Genomic DNA, 18,966 nt, shown 5'->3' with positions numbered 1-18,966 from the left:
GGACAAGCTGGTCGGTCCAGTCGCGCAGGGGTGATCGGCCCGGGTTCTATCGCCCCGGAATCGACGCGGGCGGGATCAACCCCTGCCCCGCCCCGCGCGGCGGGGCGCGCCGCCGGGCCTGGGTGGCGCGGGCCTGCCCGGCCCGCTCGGCGACCGAGGGCGGGGCCGAGGGATAGTTCGACGCGAACGGATTCGGCGGGACGCCCTGGGCGAAGCCTGGGGACGCCGCGAGGGCGACCGTCAGGGCGAGGAGACGAGCGAAGGTCGGCATCGTGTCTCGCGATTTTTCGGTCTCGGGCACTTCCGCGAGCATAGGGCGACCTCCCACATGGCGACAGGCCGCGGCGCCGCCGCGGGACGGAACGAGCAGAGCGCATGGCATCCCAGAGTTTGGCTCCTCACAGCTTCGAGCACGACGGGATCCAGTACGAGGTCCGATTCGAGCGGACTCCGGAGGGCTGGCTCGCCCGCATCCACCCGGAAGGCGCGGCGGACGCCCACCTGCTCGCCTTCCCCGACGGCCCGGGCTTCGATCCGGACGACGTGCGCGGCTCGCTCATCGCCGGCTGCCGGGCCGCGGTGGCGCAGCTGCCGGCGCGAGCGCCGACCCGGCACTGACCGGTCACGGCGGCGGAACCACGGGCACGTCCATCGGTTCGCGTCCCAGACCGTCGCCGATGCAGATTCGGGGCGACCATCCATGATCGGCGCCGTTTCGACGTCGCCGACAGCGAGCGGGACACGATCGATGACCGAGGTCACCTACCACATCGTCGAGCACGACGGCGGCTTCGCCTACAAGGTCGGCGACGTGTTCTCCGAGCCTTTCCCGTCGCGCCAGGCGGCGCTGGAGGCGGCGCAGGCCGCGGCGGCCGAGCAGCAGGTCCCGGGCTCGACCGAGGGCATCCGCTACCAGGACGGGCGCGGCCAGTGGCACGACGAGACCGCGCAGGGCAGCGACCGTCCCGTGGCGAAGGTGGCGGAGGATTAGGCCCCCCTCGCACCAGGGTGTTTGCGTGAACCGGCCTCCCCGTTTCGAGTGGAAGCCGGGACCCCGTCTCACCCCTCCAGCGTGATCAGACCGACGCTGCCGCCCGCCGCCGCGGTATTGACGATGAGCGTGCGTTCGGTGGCGAAGCGGGCGAGGTAGTGCGGGCCGCCGGCCTTCGGGCCGGTGCCCGACAGGCCGGTGCCGCCGAACGGCTGGCTCCCCACCACGGCCCCGATCATGGTGCGATTCACGTAGACGTTGCCATGCGGCAGGGCGGCGGTGACCCGCGCCGCCATGCTGTCGATGCGGGAGTGGATGCCCAGCGTCAGTCCGTAGCCCCCGGCCCGGATCTCGGCGAGCGCCCGGTCGAGTCCGTCGGCCGGGAAGCGGACAACGTGGAGGATCGGTCCGAACACCTCTTCGGTCAGGTCGGCCGCCCGGCCGATCTCGAAGACGTGCGGCGCCACGAACAGGCCGGCCGGCGCGGCGCCGGCCCAGAGCGTGCGGGCCTCGCGCGTCATGCGGGCGATATGGGCGTCGAGGCGCGCCTTGGCGGGCGCGTCGATCACCGGCCCCAGATCGGTGGCGAGGTCGCGCGGGTCGCCGATCCGCAACTCGCGGGCGGCTCCGACGATCACCGACAGCATCCGATCCGCCACGTCCTCCTGCACCAGAAGCAGGCGCAAGGCCGAGCAGCGCTGACCGGTGGAGCGAAAGGCGGAGACGACGACATCGTCGGCGACCTGCTCCGGCAGGGCGGTCGCGTCGACGACCATGGCGTTGATGCCGCCGGTCTCGGCGATCAGCGGCAGGATCGCGCCCTCGCGCGCGGCGAGCGCCCGGTTGAACGCCCGCGCCGTCGCGGTCGATCCGGTGAAGACGACACCGGCCAGCGCCGGATGCGCGACGAGCGCCGCCCCGACCTCGGGGCCGCCCGGAAGGAGGTGGAGGGCGCCCCCCGGGATGCCGGCCTTGTGCATCAACCGGACGGCGTGAGCGGCCACCAGCGGCGTCTGCGGAGCGGGTTTGGCGACGACGGTGTTGCCCGCCATCAGCGCGGCGGCGATCTGTCCGGTGAAGATCGCGAGGGGGAAGTTCCAGGGCGAGACTGCCGCGAACACGCCCCGCCCGGCGAGGCTCAAGGTGTTGGCCTCGCCCGCCGGACCCGGCAACGCCACCGCCTCGGAGAAGAGGCGGCGCCCCTCCACCGCGTAGTAGCGCAGGAAGTCGATGGCCTCGCGCCATTCGGAGACGGCGTCGTCGAGGGTCTTGCCGGCCTCGACCTGAAGCAGATGCAGGAACCGGTCGCGGTCGGCCTCGACGGCGTCGGCGGCCCGCTCCAGGGCAGCGGCACGCGTTCCCGCGGGCGTCTGCGTCCAGGCCGGAAAGCCCCGGGCGGCGGCCTCCATCGCTGCGGCGGCGACCGCAGCGTCGGCCTCTGCCACGTCCCCGAGATGCGCGCCATCAATGGGACTCCGGATCGAGCGCCGAGGCCCCGGACGCTCCTGCCCGTCGAGGATCGGCGCGCCGTTGGCCGCGCCCGCCGCGGCGGCGATACCCGACACGAGGCTGCGCAGGGTCGAAGCGTCACCGAAGGCGAAGCCGGGGCTGTTGCGCCGCTCGGGACCGAACAGGTCCCGTGGCAGCGGAATCTTCGGATGCCGGGCCTGGGCCGAGGTCTCGATCAACGCCGGCGGCCGCGCGAGCAGACGGGCCACCGGCACCGCCGGATCGGCGGCGCGGGCGACGAAGGAGGCATTCGCACCGTTTTCGAGCAGACGCCGCACCAGATAGGCGAGGAGTTCGCGGTGACCGCCGACGGGGGCGTAGACCCGTTGGCCGATGCCCGGCGCGCGCTCGGAGAGGCGGGCGTAGAGCGCCTCGCCCATGCCGTGGAGGCGCTGGAACTCGAATCCCGCCTCGCCCTTGCTGCCGTCGAGGCGGCCGGCCAGCGCCAGCACGCTCGCCACGGTGAGGGCGTTATGGGTGGCAAATTGCGGGTAGAGCAGCGGCCGATGGGCCAGCAGGCGCCGGACGGCGGCGAGGTAGCTCAGCTCCGTCATCGCCTTGCGGGTATAGACCGGGTAGTCGGGCAGGCCATGGACCTGGGCGAGTTTGACCTCGCCGTCCCAGTAGGCGCCCTTCACGAGGCGAACCGTCAGCCGCCGCCGGTGATACGCCGCGAGGGCCGCGACGTGGTCGATGACGGGCAGGCAGCGCTTGGCATAGGCCTGCACCGCGAGGCCGAGCCCGTCCCAGCCTGCGAGCGACGGATCGGCCATGACCGCCCCGAACACCGCGAGCGACAGTTCCAGCCGCTCCGCTTCCTCGGCATCGATCGTGAAGGCGAGGTCGTGGGCGCGGGCGGCACCGGCGAGCTCGATCACCACCGGTACCAGTTCGGCCATCACCCGTTCGGCCTGGAGGGGCTCGAAGCGGGGATGCAGCGCGGAGAGCTTCACGGAGATGCCGGGCCGGGCGGGCATCGCCGCCGCGCCCGCCGCACCGCCGATCCGCGCGATCGCCTCGGCATAGGCCTGGCGGTAGCCGTCCGCATCCGCCGCGGTGCGGGCCCCCTCCCCCAGCATGTCGAAGGAGTAGCGCTCGTCCGGTCGCGCCTTCGCCCGGCGCAGGGCCGTGCCGATCTCCTCGGCGAGCACGAATTGCCCGCCCATGATCCGCATGGCCCGGTGGGCCGCCACCCGTACCGCCGGGCGACCGAGTCGACGGACCATGCCGGTCAGGGTCGCCTCCGGCGTGTCGCCGGTGGCGACGAGACGCGCGCCGAGGCCGAGGGCCCAGGCGGCGGCATGGGCGAGGCCGGCATCCGTGCGGACCTCATGGTGGGCGAAATCGCCCTCCCGCAGCTTGTCGGCAATGAGGCGGTCGGCGGTGGCTGCGTCGGGGACGCGCAGCAGCGCTTCCGCGAGGCTCATGAGCGCCAGCCCCTCGCGGGTGGTGAGCGCGTATTCGCGCAGCAGGGTCTCGACCGCGCCGTGGCCCCCGCCCCCGCGGATCGCCGCGACCAGGTCGGTCGCCAGCGCGTCGACCGCCGCTTCGGCCTCGATCGGCAACGCCGCCTCGCGCCGGAGCGCGGCGGCGAGCGCCCCGTCATCCGGAGCGTAGGCCGCCTGGAAACGCGGGGTCGACACAAATTCCATCGGTGAAGCCGTCTCGTCGGCGGCCGGACCACCCGGCCGCAATCGGACGCCCACAGGCAGGAAGCAGGCCGAGTGCCACGCTTCGTATGCCCCCTACGGCCCCAAGGGAGGGGGGTGGCGCCTCAGGCGGGCGCGCCGTAGATCGCCCGGGCCCGACCCTCGAAGGCATCGGTGAATTTGCGGAAGGCGCGGTCGAACATCGTGCCCATCAGCAGGCCCAGCGTCCGGCTCTTGAACTCGTAGGTGATGAAGAAGTCGACCTCGCAGCCGCCCTTGCCGTCGTCCCGGAAATTCCAGCGGTTCTCGAGATGGCGAAACGGGCCGTCGATGTATTCCGCGGTGATTCGGCGGTTCGGCGGGTCGAGGCTCACCCGTGTGGTGAACCGCTCGCGGATCGCCTTGTAGCCGACCCCCATCTCGGCCACCCGCACCAACGTGCCGTCCGGCCCATCGGTGTCGCGCAGAACGCGCAGCGATTCGCACAGCGGCAGGAATTCGGGGTAGCGCTCGATATCGGCCACGAGGTCGTACATCTGCGTGGCCGTATGGCGCACGTTCCTCGTGATGCGGAAGGAGGGCATGGCGGCTCAGGCGTTGGCCGCGAGCGGAACCGGCCCGAGCTTGGCGAGGCGGGCTGCCTTCAACCGGGCGAAGTCCTCGCCCGCGTGGTGGGAGGAGCGCGTCAGCGGCGTCGCCGACACGAGCAGAAAACCCTTGGAATAGGCCGTGGTTTCGTAGGCCTTGAATTCGTCCGGAGGAACGAAGCGCACGACCTCGTGATGCTTGCGGGTGGGCTGGAGATACTGCCCGATGGTCAGGAAGTCGACATCGGCCGAGCGGAGATCGTCCATGAGCTGCACGACCTCGTTCCGCTCCTCACCGAGACCGACCATGATCCCGGACTTGGTGAAGATCGTCGGGTCGAGTTCCTTCACTCGCTGGAGCAGCCGCACGGAGTGGTAGTAGCGCGCCCCGGGCCGAACCGTGACGTACTTGCCGGGCACGGTTTCGAGGTTGTGGTTGAACACGTCGGGCCGGGCCGCGACGACGATCTCGAGCGCACCGGGCTTGCGCAGGAAATCGGGCGTCAGGATCTCGATGGTGGTTCCGGGGCTCGCCTGCCGGATCGCCGCGATCGTCCGCGAAAAATGCTCGGCGCCCCCGTCCTTCAGGTCGTCGCGATCGACGGAGGTGACGACGACGTGGTGCAGGCCGAGCTTGGCCACGGCGTCCGCGACCTTCTGCGGCTCGGCGGCATCGAGGGCTTCCGGCAGGCCCGTGCGCACGTTGCAGAACGCGCAGGCGCGGGTGCAGGTGTCGCCCATGATCATGAAGGTGGCGTGCCGCTTTTCCCAGCACTCACCGATATTGGGGCAGCCCGCCTCTTCGCAGACGGTGACGAGGCCGTTGGCGCGGACGATGTCCTTGGTCTCGGCCCAGAGCTTCGAGCCCGGTGCCTTGACGCGGATCCAGTCCGGCTTGCGCTGGATCGCCGTGTCCGGCCGATGCGCCTTTTCGGGGTGGCGCGGACGCGCAGCCAGCTTGGGCCGGGAATCGTTGTTCAGGAGGTCGAGAACCACGGCCATGGTGTTGTCGGGGGACCGTCCGTGAACCCGGCGGACGGCCCGGGCGCCGGGTTCGACTTAAGCCCTCCCACCGCCGCCCGCAAACCGGCTGGGCGACAACTCTCCCGATGCGTAACTGCGCCTTGCCGGGCGGTCGGGCTCAGCGGACCTTGTCCGAGGTCGCTCGGCCGGGAACCGAGGCGTAGCGGGCGGGACCGGGCAGACGCAGCTCGGGCGCGGTGGGGGCCGTGTATTCGGCGGTCAGCGTCGGCTGAACGCGGCCGGTCAGGGGCAGACCGATCATGCCCGATTGCGCTGCGGCGACCTGAAGCGGCATCAGGCGACCGGAGGCGACCTGCACCACGGCCTGGGGACGGTGCGCCGGCAGGTAACCCTCGCGGTCGCTCTTCTCGTAGAAGACGTTGCCGCCGGCCGCGACGACGTAATGCATGTTCTTGTAGGGGAAGCTGTAGCCGGCCGTGTGGAAATGCAGCGCCTGGCCCACCCCCTCGTGGCGCTGGCCCGAGAGGATCAGGTCGGCGACCTTCTCCAGGCGCGGACGATCCTGATCGCGTACCGGCTTCGTCAGCACGCCATTGGCGAATTGCCGCTTCTGCCCGACCACCTCGCAGATGCGGCCCGGATAGGCCGGGGCGTCGAGGCGGTTCATCACCACGGTGCCGACGGCGAGCAGACCTTCCTCGTCGGAGCGGTTCGATTCGAAGTACATCGCCCGGGCGAGGCATTCCTTGTCGGCGGCGCTCGGCGCCTGCACGACCTTAGCGTTCGGCGCGATCGAGCCGGTGGTCAGCTCGCCCTGCGGCCGGAAGAGGTTGCAGCCTCCGAGGCCCGAGCCGGCGATGGCGAGCGCGGCCAGGCAGGCGATGCGGCGGTTCCGGTCGTTTCGCATTCAGGCTACTCGCGCTGGGCTGACGGCTGGGGACGACGACGTTTCGCCACTCAAGCTGAGCCATTTGTCATGAAGGTGCAAAGGGACGGTTAAGCCTCGGCTTCGAATCCGGATCGGTGTGTCCTTTCGCACACGGGGCCATTCTGAACGGAATGCCTGCCGGGGCGTTGAGACAGGTTGCAGCGGGAAAAGCGGAGGACTTCCCATGTCGGATGCCGTCACGGAACCGATGGGGGCGTTCGACGAGCGCGTGCGCGAGGCGGCGGCCGCGGCCGGCCGGGCCTCCCTCGAAACCGCCCTCCAGCGCTTCACCACCGAGCAGCGGGACGCCTTCTGGAACGCGATCGGCCTGTACTACTCGACCCGCCGCCATCCCGGCGCCAACGAGGCCCTCGACCAGCCTTCCGCCTCGCGGTAACGACCGTCGCGGGCGACGGCGAGGGGGTGACGTGTCGCCCGTCGGGCACGCCCTTGAATGAGGCAGGCGATGTCCGTGCGTGCGTTCGCCGTCTCCCTCGTTGCACTTCCTCTGGCCCTGGCTTTGGCCTTGGCGGCTCCGGCGCGAGCGGAGTCCTGCGACGGTCTCACCATACGCCTGATCCGCGGGACCGGCGCCTCCCTGGTCGGTCGAATCGGCCCGCGCGTCGTGTTCCGGGCCGCCGATGCGGAGCGGTTCAGTCTCGACTGCGCCCGCCCTCCCCGGCTGCTGTTCCACGCGCCGGTGCGCGAGCCGCAGGGCAGCTACTTCGTGCTGATCGGGCTCACCGCGCGGGTGCTCACCGGAGCCCCAGAGGATCCGGTCGAGGCTCTGGCGCGCCAGCTCCACCAGGACAGCCTTCTCACGGGCTTGCCCCAACTCGGGCGCGTCGGCGGCGCGGTCCTGCGCTGCGATCCCGGCGACCGTCCGGACGGGTTCGGCGCCGGCACCCTGTGCCGGGTCGCCGCCGACCGCTCCGCGCGCACGGCACCCGCGCAAGCAGGCCGGCCTTTCCCACGCCGCAGGGCCGGGCTAGAGCCGGGGGCATGAGCGAGACCCTCCCCTCCATCGTCGTCCGCGTGGGCGACGTCGCCTTCGCCAACAACCGTCCCTTCACCCTGATCGCCGGGCCCTGCCAGCTCGAGAGTCGTGCGCACGCCCTCGAAGTCGCCACGGCTCTGAAAGAGATGACTGGACGCCTCGGCCTCGGCCTCGTGTTCAAGGCCTCCTTCGACAAGGCGAACCGCACCTCCGGGTCCACCGCCCGCGGCGTCGGCTTGGACGAGGCGCTGCCGGTCTTCGACGAGATCCGCACCCGCCTCGGCCTGCCCGTGCTCACCGACGTGCACGAGCCCGAGCAATGCGCCCGCGCCGCGGCGGCGGTGGACATCCTCCAGATCCCGGCCTTTCTCTGCCGTCAGACCGACCTGCTCCTCGCCGCCGCGCGGACCGGACGGGCCGTCAACGTCAAGAAGGGGCAGTTCCTCGCGCCCTGGGACATGAAGCACGTCGCCGCCAAGGTCACGGCGGCCGGCAATCCGAACGTCATCGTCACAGAGCGCGGCGCGTCCTTCGGCTACAACACTCTCGTCTCCGACATGCGGGCTCTGCCGATCATGGCCCAGGTCACCGGCGGCGCGCCGGTGGTGTTCGACGCGACCCACTCGGTGCAGCAGCCCGGCGGCCAGGGCGCGACCTCCGGCGGGCAGCGGGAATTCGTGGCCGTACTCGCCCGCGCCGCGGTCGCGGTCGGGGTGGCCGGGCTGTTCATCGAGACCCATCCGGATCCCGACCGGGCTCCCTCGGACGGGCCGAACATGGTCGCCCTCGCCGACATGCCGCGGCTGATCGAACAGTTGATGGCCTATGATCGGCTGGCCAAGCAGGGCTGAAGATGTCGGCCGTGTGAGAGCCGGGAGCCGATTCGCGCGCTTCAGGTCAGGTTCAGAGAAGGCTTGGTACCACTCCGATCAAAGATACGCGAAACGGCTTCGAAGACGATCCTCGGAGCCCCGGACGCAGGCGGGAACCTTCGGCCAAGCTGGACGTTCCCCCGTTAATCCGTCGTCGTATCGATTCGGATCGGAAAGGATTCCATGCGTAAGCTCGCCCTCCTCACCGCAGCGCTGATCTCGGTCGGAACGCTCGCCACGACCTCCGCGGAAGCCCGTCCCTATGGCCGCGGCTATGGCCACCATCACGGCCACTACCATGGCGGCGGGTATGGCCAGCGCGCCTATTACGGTGGTCGCCGCCGCGGCGGCATCAACTCGGGCGCGGCCGTGGGTCTCGGGATCGCGGGTCTCGCGGCCGGTGCCATCGCCGCGGGCGCGGCGCGCGATGCCTACTACCGTGACCGCTCTTACGGCTACGGCCGTCCCGCCTACGGTTATGGCCGCCCGGCCTACGGCTATGGTGGATACGGCGGCTACTAAGCCCGTCACGAACCTCCGCCGGCCCGTCGCGGCCAGCGTAAGGAAGCGAGAAGGCGGGGCGTGGTCCTCACCGTGAAACGAAAGGGCGTCCGGGCAACCGGGCGCCCTTTTTCGTGCGCCGATCCGGCGTGTCTCAACCGCGGCCGCGATAGGGCGCCACGCCCTGATCCGGCAGCCAGAGCCCGGCCGGCGGCGCGCCGGTCTGCCAGAACACGTCGATCGGGATTCCGCCGCGCGGATACCAATAGCCGCCGATCCGCAGCCAGCGGGGCGCGAGCAGCCCCTGGAGCCGCCGGCCGATGCCGACGGTGCAATCCTCGTGGAAAGCGCCGTGGTTGCGGAACGAGCCGAGATAAAGCTTGAGCGACTTCGATTCGACGAGCCATTGATCCGGCACGTAATCGATCACCAGGGTCGCGAAATCCGGCTGGCCGGTCACCGGGCAGAGCGAGGTGAATTCCGGCGCGGTGAAGCGCGCGAGATAATCGGTGTCGGCATGGGGGTTCGGCACCCGATCGAGCTGCGCCGCCTCGGGCGAGGCGGGCAGCGCCGTCTGGCGGCCGAGTTGCTGGGCGTGGGTCTCGATGCTGTCCATAGAGGGCGCTATACGATGCCGACGATCGCCACGCCTACTCCCCGCCGCGTGGCGGATCGACCGGGAGGCGATGGCGGATCCGAACCCGACCCGATCGCCGACGGGCTCGCCGACGGGCTCGCGAAGGCGTGCCTGCCGGTGCACGGCAAACGGGGTTTCGACGCTTGCCCCTGCCGTTGCGTTGGCGGATAAGCCCGATTCGGAGAGCGTGGCGGATGCGAGGGCCGTCGGGCCTGCGCGAAGACGTCCCCCGCCGCGCACTTTCAAGGAGCGCTCATGACCGCGATCACCAATATCGCCGCACGCGAGATCCTCGACAGCCGGGGCAATCCCACCGTCGAGGTCGATGTTCTCCTGGAGGACGGCTCCTTCGGCCGCGCCGCGGTCCCCTCGGGCGCCTCGACCGGCGCGCACGAGGCCGTCGAGCTGCGGGACGGCGATAAGGGGCGCTATTCCGGCAAGGGCGTGCTCAAGGCGGTCGAGGCGGTCCAGACCGAGATCCTCGACGCCATCGGCGGCATGGATGCGGAGGATCAGGTCGCGGTCGACGAGGCGATGATCGCCCTCGACGGCACCCCGAACAAGGCGCGGCTGGGCGCCAACGCGATTCTCGGCGTCTCGCTTGCGGTCGCAAAGGCCGCGGCCGAGACCGCCGGCCTGCCGCTCTACCGCTATGTCGGTGGCGTGCAGGGCCGGGTTCTGCCGGTGCCGATGATGAACATCGTCAACGGCGGGGCGCATGCTGACAACCCGATCGACTTCCAGGAATTCATGGTGATGCCGGTCGGCGCCGCCTCCCTCTCGGACGCGGTCCGGATCGGCGCCGAGATCTTCCACACCCTCAAGAGCGCGCTCAAGAAGGCCGGCCACAACACCAATGTCGGCGACGAGGGCGGCTTCGCCCCGAACCTGCCCTCGGCCGAGGCCGCCCTCGACTTCGTGATGGAATCGATCCAGGCCGCGGGCTTCAAGCCCGGCAGCGACGTGGTTCTGGCCCTCGACTGCGCGGCGACCGAGTTCTTCAAGGACGGCGCCTACCATTACGAGGGTGAAGGCCAGACCCGCTCGATCGAGGCGCAGGTCGATTACCTCGCCCGGCTGACCGAGGCCTACCCGATCCTCTCGATCGAGGACGGCATGTCCGAGGATGACTGGGAGGGCTGGAAGCTCCTGACCGAGCGGATCGGCCACCGGGTCCAGCTTGTCGGCGACGACCTGTTCGTCACCAATGTCGAGCGCCTGTCCCGCGGCATCGAATCCGGTACCGCCAACTCGATTCTGGTGAAGGTCAATCAGATCGGCTCACTCACCGAGACGCTGGCGGCCGTCGATATGGCCCAGCGCGCCGGCTACACCGCGGTGATGTCGCACCGCTCCGGCGAGACCGAGGATTCGACCATCGCCGATCTCGCCGTTGCGACGAATTGCGGGCAGATCAAGACCGGCTCGCTCGCCCGCTCGGACAGACTGGCCAAGTACAACCAGCTCATCCGCATCGAGGAAGGCCTGGGCGCCCAGGCGCTCTACGCCGGACGCAGCGCGATCCGGCAGCTCGCTGGGCGCTGAGACCGCTCTCCGCGGACGTCGCCTCCCGGATCACCGATCCAGGAGGCGATGCGCAATTTTCGCGACGCACCGGCCTCCGCGTTTTGGCCCGAAACGACAGGACCCACGAGCCCGCCGCGCCCGACGCGGCGGGCTCGTGGGTTTCGGCCGGTCCCGAGGCCCACGGAATCAACCCTTTCTTCACCCTGTCGCGGCAAGCTCCGGCCCCATGGTCATCCGCCGCCGCGTCCGCGCCATCGTCGTTCCCGCCGTCCTCTGGACGGTGTCGGCTCTCGTCGTGGGCTATTTCGTGCATCAAGCCGAGAGCGGGAGCCGCGGCCTGACGGCCAAGCGGGCCCTCAAGATCGAGGCCCACGGCCTGACTCGCGAGCTCAACGCCGCGAAGGCCGAGCGGGCGGTCTGGGAGCACCGGGTGTCCCTCCTGCGCAGCGAGCAGATCGACCGCGACCTCCTCGAGGAGCGCGCCCGGGTCGTCCTCGGCCGGGTCCACGCCAACGACCTCGTCATCATCGATCCCTGAGCGGCCGACGCGGCGTTTCCTGATTTGACGATCGGCTTCGACTGGTCGAACGGCAACGCTTGCGCCCCTGTCCTTGGTTAGTCGGATGGGAACCAAGCGTTGCGGTGACAGCCCTCTCCCGGTGTCAGTTCCGCACTCGCTTTCCGAAAAGGGCTGGCCTAGAACCCCGACCAACGGATCGAACTCGGGAGGTCGCCGGTGGTTGCTGACAAAGAAGCGGGCCAGCCCGCCTTGGGCGAGGACGCTCCGAAGCATCAGCCCGCTCCCAATATTCCTCAGTTCACGAAGGAAGAAGATCTCCACGCGTATCGGGAGATGCTTCTTATTCGACGCTTCGAGGAGAAGGCTGGCCAGCTCTACGGCATGGGCCTTATCGGCGGCTTCTGTCATCTTTACATCGGCCAGGAAGCAGTCGTCGTCGGTATGCAGATGGCCGGTGAAGACGGCGACCAGAACATCACCGGCTACCGCGATCACGGCCACATGCTGGCCTGTGGCATGGACGCCAAGGGCGTCATGGCCGAGCTGACCGGGCGCCGCGGAGGCTACTCCCGCGGCAAGGGCGGCTCGATGCACATGTTCAGCCGCGAGAAGCAGTTTTTCGGCGGCCATGGCATCGTTGGCGCTCAGGTCTCCCTCGGTACCGGCCTCGCTTTCGCCGATGCCTACCTGCAGAACGGCAAGGTCAGCTTCACCTATATGGGTGACGGCGCCGCCAATCAGGGCCAGGTCTACGAGAGCTTCAACATGGCGGCCCTTTGGAAGCTGCCGGTCGTCTACGTGATCGAGAACAATCGCTACGCCATGGGCACGTCGGTCGCTCGGGCCTCGGCGCAGACCGACTTTTCGAAGCGCGGTCTCTCCTTCGGCATTCCCGGCGAGCAAGTTGACGGCATGGATGTGCGCACCGTTCGCGAGGCCGCCGCGCGCGCCATCCAGCATGCCCGCTCCGGCGAGGGTCCCTACATCCTAGAGATGCAGACCTACCGCTATCGTGGCCACTCGATGTCCGATCCGGCCAAGTACCGGACCAAGGACGAAGTCTCGAAGATGCGCGACGAGCACGATCCGATCGAGATGGTGCGCAAGCGCCTGATCGAAGCGCATGGCGTGCCGGAAGCCGACCTGAAGGGCACCGACGCCAAGGTCCGCGAGATCGTCAACGAGGCCGCCGACTTCGCGACCCACGATCCCGAGCCCGATCCGTCCGAGCTCTGGACCGACATCCTCCTGGAAGCCCGCGCCTGAGGCGCTTGACCCCCGTCTCTCCGTTTCGGCCGTAGGATCGATAGAGCAGCGCAATGGCGACCGACATTCTGATGCCCGCCCTTTCTCCGACCATGGAGGAAGGAAAGCTCGCCAAGTGGCTCAAGAAGGAGGGCGACGCGGTGAAATCCGGCGACGTCCTCGCCGAGATCGAGACCGATAAGGCGACCATGGAGGTCGAGGCGATCGACGAGGGCATCCTCGCCAAGATCCTCGTGCCGGACGGCACCGAGAACGTGGCGGTCAACACCCCGATCGCCATCATCGCCGCCGAGGGCGAGGATGTCGCTGCGGCGGCCGCGGGCGGTGGCAAGTCCAAGCCCAACGGCGCGGACAGCGGCGTCCCGGCGCCGACGCCGGACATGGACGCCGAGGGCATGGCGAAGACCTCCTCCGCCGCCTCGAAAAGCGGCGACGATGCGGCCCGGGCGCCCGCCGCGCCGGCCGTCATCACCAACAAGGCCCCCGCTCCGGTGATGGAGGAGTTCCCGGCCAATTCGCCGATGGAGACGCAGACCGTCCGCGAGGCCCTGCGCGATGCCATGGCCGAGGAGATGCGCCGGGACGACAAGGTCCTCGTGATGGGCGAGGAAGTCGCCGAGTACCAGGGCGCCTACAAGATCACCCAGGGCCTGCTGCAGGAATTCGGCGCCCGTCGCGTGGTCGACACTCCGATCACCGAGCACGGCTTCGCCGGCATCGGCGTCGGCGCCGCCTACATGGGCCTCAAGCCCATCGTCGAGTTCATGACTTTCAACTTCGCCATGCAGGCGATCGACCACATCATCAATTCCGCGGCCAAGACCCTCTACATGTCCGGCGGTCAGCTCGGCTGCCCGATCGTGTTCCGCGGTCCCAACGGCGCGGCGGCCCGTGTCGGCGCCCAGCACAGCCACGATTACGCCGCCTGGTACTCGAACGTCCCCGGCCTCAAGGTGATCGCGCCCTACACGGCCTCCGACGCCAAGGGCCTGCTCAAGGCCGCCATTCGCGATCCGAACCCGATCATCTTCCTCGAGAACGAGATCCTCTACGGTCAGTCCTTCCCGGTCCCGAAGATCGACGACTTCGTCCTGCCGATCGGCAAGGCGCGCATCCACCGCCCCGGCACCGACGTGACGATCGTCTCCTTCGCGATCGGCATGACCTACGCCCTCAAGGCCGCCCAGGTGCTGGCCGAACAGGGGATCGAGGCCGAAGTCATCGATCTGCGCACGATCCGTCCGATGGATTCCGAAACGATCGTCGAATCGGTCAAGAAGACCGGCCGCTGCGTGACCGTCGAGGAAGGGTTCCCGCAATCCGGCGTCGGCGCCGAGATCGCCGCCCGCCTGATGGTCGACGCCTTCGATTACCTCGACGCCCCGGTGCTGCGGGTGACCGGCAAGGACGTTCCGATGCCCTACGCCGCCAATCTCGAGAAGCTGGCGCTGCCGAACGTCAACGAGGTCGTCGAGGCCGCCAAGGCCGTCTGCTACAAGTAAATGCCGGAAAAGTTCGAAGAACTCGAGATCCCGCCCGACGCCCTGGACCAGGGCGGGATCGAGATCGTGAGAGCTTCCATCGTCGATGGCGCGGTGAGCGTGGCCCTGCGCCGGGCCTTCGACGATCCCGCGACCTGGGGCCGGCTCCTGGTCGACCTCGCGCGGCAGGCCGCCCGCGCCTACGCGCTGGAAACCGACACGTCCGAGAAAGAAGCCTTCGAGCGCATCCGCGCCGGCTGGGAGGCCGAGGGCTTCGAATCCGGCAACACCCTCAACTAGCGACGGCACGGCGACGCCATGACAGGCCCCGACGCACAGCCTCACCGTCCGGCCTCGCCGTCCCAAGGGACGGCGTGATGATCGGCCTGGCTGCTCTACGCTTGGAACCGGGTAACAGGATGGCGTTGCCGCCGGACCGGATCCGCCAGGGCCTTGTCCCGGCAACCACCCGGCTCGACCGCGGCGATGCGCCCGACCTCGTCGCCGTCACGGCCGGTCGGTTTCGTCTGACCGACACCGTGGCGCGTGGCGGGACCGTCGCCGCTTCCCGTTTCCCCGCGCTGCCGGTCCGGCGCGATACCCGCTTCCCCTTCGATCCGCCCGCCCCTGCGCCCGAGGCTTGAGACATGCCGATCAACGTCCTGATGCCCGCCCTCTCGCCGACCATGGAGAAGGGCAACCTCGCCAAGTGGCTCAAGAAGGAGGGCGACGCGATCAAATCCGGCGACGTGATCGCCGAGATCGAGACCGACAAGGCCACCATGGAGGTCGAGGCGGTCGATGAAGGCGTGCTGGCCAAGATCCTCGTGGCCGAGGGCACGGCGGACGTGCCGGTCAACGAGCTGATCGCGCTGATTGCCGGGGAAGGCGAGGATCCGGGCAGCATCCAGGCGCGCGCGGGCGGCGCGGCCGAGAGCGCGAAGACCGCGCCGGTCGAGCCGAAGGGCACGCCGGACGAGAACGCCGCTCCCGGTGGCGGCCACGCCTCCTACGCCCGCGTCGACACGGCGCCCGAGGGCGCCAAGCCCGGCGGGGTCGCCCATCCGGCCGAGGCCGGCGGCCGCGTGTTCTCCTCGCCCTTGGCCCGCCGCATCGCCAAGCAGGGCGGCGTCGACATTACCGCGGTGAAGGGCTCCGGACCGCGCGGCCGCGTCGTCGCCAAGGACGTGCAGTCGGCGATCGAGGGCGGCACCGCCAAGGTCGGGGCCGCGCCCGCGAAGGCCGCCGAGGCGCCCAAGCCGGCGGCACCCGCCCCGAAGCCGGCTTCGGGCGGCGCACCGGCCGGGCTCACCCTGGAGCAGGTCAAGGGCTTCTACGAGAAGGGCGCCTACGAGGAAGTGCCGCTCGACGGCATGCGCAAGACCATCGCCAAGCGCCTCACCGAGGCGATGCAGGTCGCCCCGCACTTTTACCTGACGGTCGATTGCGAACTCGACGCCCTGATGAAGCTGCGCGAGACGCTGAACGCCTCGTCCGGCAAGGACAAGGACGGCAAGCCGCTGTTCAAGCTCTCGGTCAACGACTTCGTCATCAAGGCGATGGGCGTGGCGCTGACCCGCGTGCCGACCGCCAACGCCGTGTGGGCCGAGGACCGCATCCTGCGCTTCAAGCATGCCGAGGTCGGCGTGGCGGTGGCCATCGACGGCGGCCTGTTCACCCCGGTCATCCGCAAGGCCGACCAGAAGACGCTCTCGGCGATCTCCGGCGAGATGAAGGACTTCGCGGCGCGCGCCCGCGCCAAGAAGCTGAAGCCCGAGGAGTACCAGGGCGGCGTCACCTCGGTGTCGAACCTCGGCATGTTCGGCATCAAGCACTTCACCGCGGTGATCAACCCGCCGCAATCGACCATCCTGGCGGTCGGCGCCGGCGAGAAGCGCGTCGTCGTCAAGGACGGCGCTCCGGCGGTGGTCCAGGCCATGACCTGCACCCTCTCCTGCGACCACCGCGTCCTCGATGGCGCGCTCGGCGCCGAGCTGATCTCGGCCTTCAAGGGACTGATCGAGAATCCTATGGGGATGCTGGTCTAGCACCCGGCCATGCCGATCGATCCCGCACAGGCGTCCGCGGCGGCCATTCGCCGCCGCGGGTTGGCCGGCGCCGCGCACGGACGTCTGTCCGTAAGCAGTCCGGCGCGGGATCGGGCGGCGAAGGTTGACGAGGCGGAGGCGGTTTTCGTCGGCAAAACGCGGCGCGGCACGGCGGCGCGCATCGCGCTCCCCGTCAGCGACAGGGCGGCCGACGGGTCGGTCGCCCTGCGGTTTCCGGGCCATCCCGTCGTGCTGCGCGAGACTTGGACCTTCGAGGAAACCGACGCGCCGCACGCCGATGGACCGCGCGGCGGGATGCCCAGCGGGCCGGGCGCGACGCTCGCGACCCTGAGCCTCGAGAGGGTTGACGGCGACGGGTTCGGCCTCAGCCGCAAAACCGAGGTGCCCTTCGTGCTGCCGCCGGAGCGCACCACCCTGGCCGACCTGCGCAAACGGGCCGGCGTCATTTGAGACGAATGGGCGCCGTGGCGCCCGGTCAGACGGAGCGGATCATGGCGGAAACCTACGACGTTCTCATCATCGGCGCCGGGCCCGGGGGCTACGTCACCGCGATCCGCGCGGCACAGCTCGGCTTCAAGACCGCGGTGGTCGACCGCGAGCATCTGGGCGGCATCTGCCTCAACTGGGGCTGCATCCCGACCAAGGCCCTGCTGCGCTCGGCCGAGATCTACCACTACATGCAGCACGCCGCCGATTATGGGCTGAAGGCCGATAACGTCAGCTTCGATGCATCCGCCATCGTCAAGCGCTCCCGCGGCGTCTCGGGCCGGCTCAATGGCGGCGTCGGCATGCTCCTGAAGAAGAACAAGGTCGACGTGATCTGGGGCGAAGGCACGATCGAGGTCGCGCCGAAAGGCAACACCCCCGGCACGGTCGCCGTGAAGGAGACCAAGCGCGCGGAAGCCCCGAAGGGCGCCAAGGGCGCGGGCCGCTACCAGGCCAAGCACATCATCGTCGCGACCGGCGCCCGCCCGCGGGTGCTGCCCGGGATCGAGCCGGACAAGAAGCTGATCTGGACCTATTACGAGGCCATGGTGCCGGAGGCGATGCCCAAGAGCCTGCTGGTGATGGGCTCGGGTGCCATCGGCATCGAGTTCGCCTCGTTCTACCGCACCATGGGCGTCGACGTGACGGTGATCGAGCTCCTGCCGCAGATCCTGCCGGTGGAAGATGCCGAGATCGCCGGCCTCGCCCGCAAGCGCTTCGAGAAGCAGGGCATCAAGATCCTCACCGGGGCCAAGGTCACGAAGGTCGAGAAGGGCGCCAACTCCGTCACCGCCACCGTCGAGGACGACAAGGGCAAGTCGCAGCAGCTGACCGCCGACAAGCTGATCTCGGCCGTCGGCGTCGTCGGCAACATTGAGAATCTCGGCCTCGAGACGCTCGGGGTGAAAATCGAGCGCGGGATCGTGGTCACCGACGGGCTCGGCCGCACCAACGTGCCCGGCGTCTACGCCATCGGTGACGTCGCCGGCCCACCGATGCTCGCCCACAAGGCCGAGCACGAGGGCGTCATCTGCATCGAGACCATCAAGGGGCTGCACACCCATCCGATGGACAAGGGCAAGATCCCGGGCTGCACCTATTGCCACCCGCAGATCGCCAGCGTCGGCCTCACCGAGGCGAAGGCCAAGGATCTCGGCTTCCAGGTCAAGGTCGGCCGCTTCCCCTTCGCCGGCAACGGCAAGGCGATCGCGCTCGGCGAGCCGGACGGCTTGATCAAGACGATCTTCGACGCCAAGACCGGCCAGCTCCTCGGCGCCCACATGGTCGGGGCCGAGGTGACCGAGCTGATCCAGGGCTACGTCGTGGCGATGACGCTGGAGACGACCGAGGAGGAGCTGATGCACACGGTCTTCCCGCACCCGACCCTGTCCGAGATGATGCACGAGAGCGTGCTCGACGCGTATGGCCGCGTGATCCACACCTGAGGCTTCGACCGCACCGCTCCCGTCCCTCGCAGCCCCCCGTGAGGCCGCGAAGGACGGAGGCGGGACTCTGCACGGTGCGGCTACGGCCGCACCAACTTCGCCGCCCTGAACCACCGCCCGCCCGCGACGTTGGCCCCTCCGGCAGAGGCGTCGAGAGGGCCGAGCGATCATGAGAGCGATCTTCCGGAACGTCTTCGGCGGTGTGGTCTGGCTCGGGCTCGCCGGAGGTGCGGCGCTCGCGCAGCCGGCCGAGGCCCCGCCGCCGCCACCCGTTCCGGCCTTGCCCGCTCCCCCCTCCATCCCGGTCGCGCCCGCCCCGCTCGGCCTCGCCCCTCGGGTGGTCTCAGCCTCGGCGGCGGCTCCTCCGCCTCCGGCCCGCGCTTTGCCGATGAGACCCTCACCACCGGCGGCCGCGTGAATCCCGGCGGGCTCAGTCTCGGTGGAGGTATCGTCGGGGCGGTCGGCGGTTCGCTCCCCGCGCTCGCGGCCCGAAGCGGCGTTCTCGACCTGCGGCCGG

The 18,966-nt window shown here is 69.7% G+C and carries 20 protein-coding genes; 15 read left to right on the top strand and 5 right to left on the bottom strand.

Annotated elements, in window-relative coordinates:
* Positions 1 to 375 precede the first annotated feature (375 nt).
* Positions 376 to 618 (top strand): hypothetical protein, encoded by a 243-nt coding sequence (locus LW587_RS17120; RefSeq protein ID WP_232630802.1) that lies wholly within the window; start codon positions 376 to 378, stop codon positions 616 to 618.
* 130 nt (positions 619 to 748) lie between these two features.
* Positions 749 to 991, top strand: a complete 243-nt coding sequence (locus tag LW587_RS17115; RefSeq protein WP_232630801.1) for a DUF2188 domain-containing protein — start codon at positions 749 to 751, stop codon at positions 989 to 991.
* Positions 992 to 1,059: 68 nt separating this feature from the next.
* Here LW587_RS17115 and putA read toward each other — a convergent pair whose 3' ends face one another.
* The 4 genes from putA to LW587_RS17095 all read right to left on the bottom strand — a co-directional run bounded on the left by putA (position 1,060) and on the right by LW587_RS17095 (position 6,627).
* Positions 1,060 to 4,152, bottom strand: coding sequence for a bifunctional proline dehydrogenase/L-glutamate gamma-semialdehyde dehydrogenase PutA (gene putA, locus LW587_RS17110; RefSeq protein ID WP_232630800.1), 3,093 nt, complete (start codon positions 4,150 to 4,152; stop codon positions 1,060 to 1,062).
* Positions 4,153 to 4,274: 122 nt separating this feature from the next.
* On the bottom strand, positions 4,275 to 4,733 hold the full coding sequence (locus tag LW587_RS17105) for a type II toxin-antitoxin system RatA family toxin (RefSeq protein WP_232630799.1): 459 nt from the start codon (positions 4,731 to 4,733) through the stop codon (positions 4,275 to 4,277).
* Positions 4,734 to 4,739: 6 nt separating this feature from the next.
* Entirely contained in the window at positions 4,740 to 5,738 is a 999-nt protein-coding gene (gene lipA / locus LW587_RS17100) for a lipoyl synthase (protein WP_232630798.1), read from the bottom strand.
* Between the two features lie 139 nt (positions 5,739 to 5,877).
* Complete coding sequence (locus LW587_RS17095; protein WP_232630797.1) at positions 5,878 to 6,627, bottom strand: cell wall hydrolase; 750 nt, start codon at positions 6,625 to 6,627, stop codon at positions 5,878 to 5,880.
* 205 nt (positions 6,628 to 6,832) lie between these two features.
* On the opposite strand from LW587_RS17095, the gene LW587_RS17090 reads away from it, so the two are divergent.
* The 4 genes from LW587_RS17090 to LW587_RS17075 all read left to right on the top strand — a co-directional run bounded on the left by LW587_RS17090 (position 6,833) and on the right by LW587_RS17075 (position 9,039).
* Positions 6,833 to 7,045: a hypothetical protein gene (locus LW587_RS17090; RefSeq protein ID WP_232630796.1), complete on the top strand. Its 213-nt coding sequence runs from the start codon at positions 6,833 to 6,835 to the stop codon at positions 7,043 to 7,045.
* 69 nt (positions 7,046 to 7,114) lie between these two features.
* Positions 7,115 to 7,654 carry a hypothetical protein gene (locus tag LW587_RS17085; protein WP_232630795.1) on the top strand — a complete coding sequence of 180 codons (540 nt, stop codon included), beginning with the start codon at positions 7,115 to 7,117 and terminating at the stop codon, positions 7,652 to 7,654.
* A complete protein-coding gene (gene kdsA, locus LW587_RS17080) occupies positions 7,651 to 8,496 on the top strand; it encodes a 3-deoxy-8-phosphooctulonate synthase (protein ID WP_232630794.1) in 846 nt (281 codons plus the stop codon). Before LW587_RS17085 ends, kdsA begins: the two co-directional genes overlap by 4 nt.
* A gap of 204 nt (positions 8,497 to 8,700) precedes the next feature.
* Entirely contained in the window at positions 8,701 to 9,039 is a 339-nt protein-coding gene (locus LW587_RS17075; RefSeq protein WP_232630793.1) for a hypothetical protein, read from the top strand.
* 133 nt (positions 9,040 to 9,172) lie between these two features.
* Here LW587_RS17075 and queF read toward each other — a convergent pair whose 3' ends face one another.
* Positions 9,173 to 9,634, bottom strand: coding sequence for a preQ(1) synthase (gene queF, locus LW587_RS17070; protein ID WP_232630792.1), 462 nt, complete (start codon positions 9,632 to 9,634; stop codon positions 9,173 to 9,175).
* Positions 9,635 to 9,910: 276 nt separating this feature from the next.
* Here queF and eno point away from each other — a divergent pair, with 276 nt between their 5' ends.
* The 9 genes from eno (at position 9,911) to lpdA (ending at position 18,449) form a co-directional block, all read left to right on the top strand.
* A complete protein-coding gene (eno, locus tag LW587_RS17065) occupies positions 9,911 to 11,200 on the top strand; it encodes a phosphopyruvate hydratase (protein ID WP_232630791.1) in 1,290 nt (429 codons plus the stop codon).
* 208 nt (positions 11,201 to 11,408) lie between these two features.
* Complete coding sequence (locus tag LW587_RS17060; protein ID WP_232630790.1) at positions 11,409 to 11,720, top strand: FtsB family cell division protein; 312 nt, start codon at positions 11,409 to 11,411, stop codon at positions 11,718 to 11,720.
* A 198-nt stretch (positions 11,721 to 11,918) separates the two neighbouring features.
* A complete protein-coding gene (pdhA, locus tag LW587_RS17055; protein WP_442919161.1) occupies positions 11,919 to 12,968 on the top strand; it encodes a pyruvate dehydrogenase (acetyl-transferring) E1 component subunit alpha in 1,050 nt (349 codons plus the stop codon).
* Positions 12,969 to 13,021: 53 nt separating this feature from the next.
* Positions 13,022 to 14,470 carry a pyruvate dehydrogenase complex E1 component subunit beta gene (locus tag LW587_RS17050; protein ID WP_232630789.1) on the top strand — a complete coding sequence of 483 codons (1,449 nt, stop codon included), beginning with the start codon at positions 13,022 to 13,024 and terminating at the stop codon, positions 14,468 to 14,470.
* On the top strand, positions 14,471 to 14,749 hold the full coding sequence (locus LW587_RS17045; protein WP_232630788.1) for a DUF5076 domain-containing protein: 279 nt from the start codon (positions 14,471 to 14,473) through the stop codon (positions 14,747 to 14,749). It begins immediately after the preceding gene.
* A 77-nt stretch (positions 14,750 to 14,826) separates the two neighbouring features.
* Complete coding sequence (locus LW587_RS17040) at positions 14,827 to 15,093, top strand: hypothetical protein (protein WP_232630787.1); 267 nt, start codon at positions 14,827 to 14,829, stop codon at positions 15,091 to 15,093.
* A gap of 3 nt (positions 15,094 to 15,096) precedes the next feature.
* A complete protein-coding gene (locus LW587_RS17035; protein WP_232630786.1) occupies positions 15,097 to 16,497 on the top strand; it encodes a pyruvate dehydrogenase complex dihydrolipoamide acetyltransferase in 1,401 nt (466 codons plus the stop codon).
* A 9-nt stretch (positions 16,498 to 16,506) separates the two neighbouring features.
* Positions 16,507 to 16,968 (top strand): hypothetical protein, encoded by a 462-nt coding sequence (locus LW587_RS17030; protein ID WP_232630785.1) that lies wholly within the window; start codon positions 16,507 to 16,509, stop codon positions 16,966 to 16,968.
* A 41-nt stretch (positions 16,969 to 17,009) separates the two neighbouring features.
* Positions 17,010 to 18,449 carry a dihydrolipoyl dehydrogenase gene (gene lpdA, locus LW587_RS17025; protein WP_232630784.1) on the top strand — a complete coding sequence of 480 codons (1,440 nt, stop codon included), beginning with the start codon at positions 17,010 to 17,012 and terminating at the stop codon, positions 18,447 to 18,449.
* Positions 18,450 to 18,966 lie beyond the last annotated feature (517 nt).

It is taken from the genome of Methylobacterium sp. Leaf118, assembly GCF_920984675.1.
GTDB lineage: Bacteria > Pseudomonadota > Alphaproteobacteria > Rhizobiales > Beijerinckiaceae > Methylobacterium.
The sequence above is the reverse complement of the archived record's forward strand: the minus strand, read 5'-3'. Positions and strand labels throughout refer to the sequence as shown.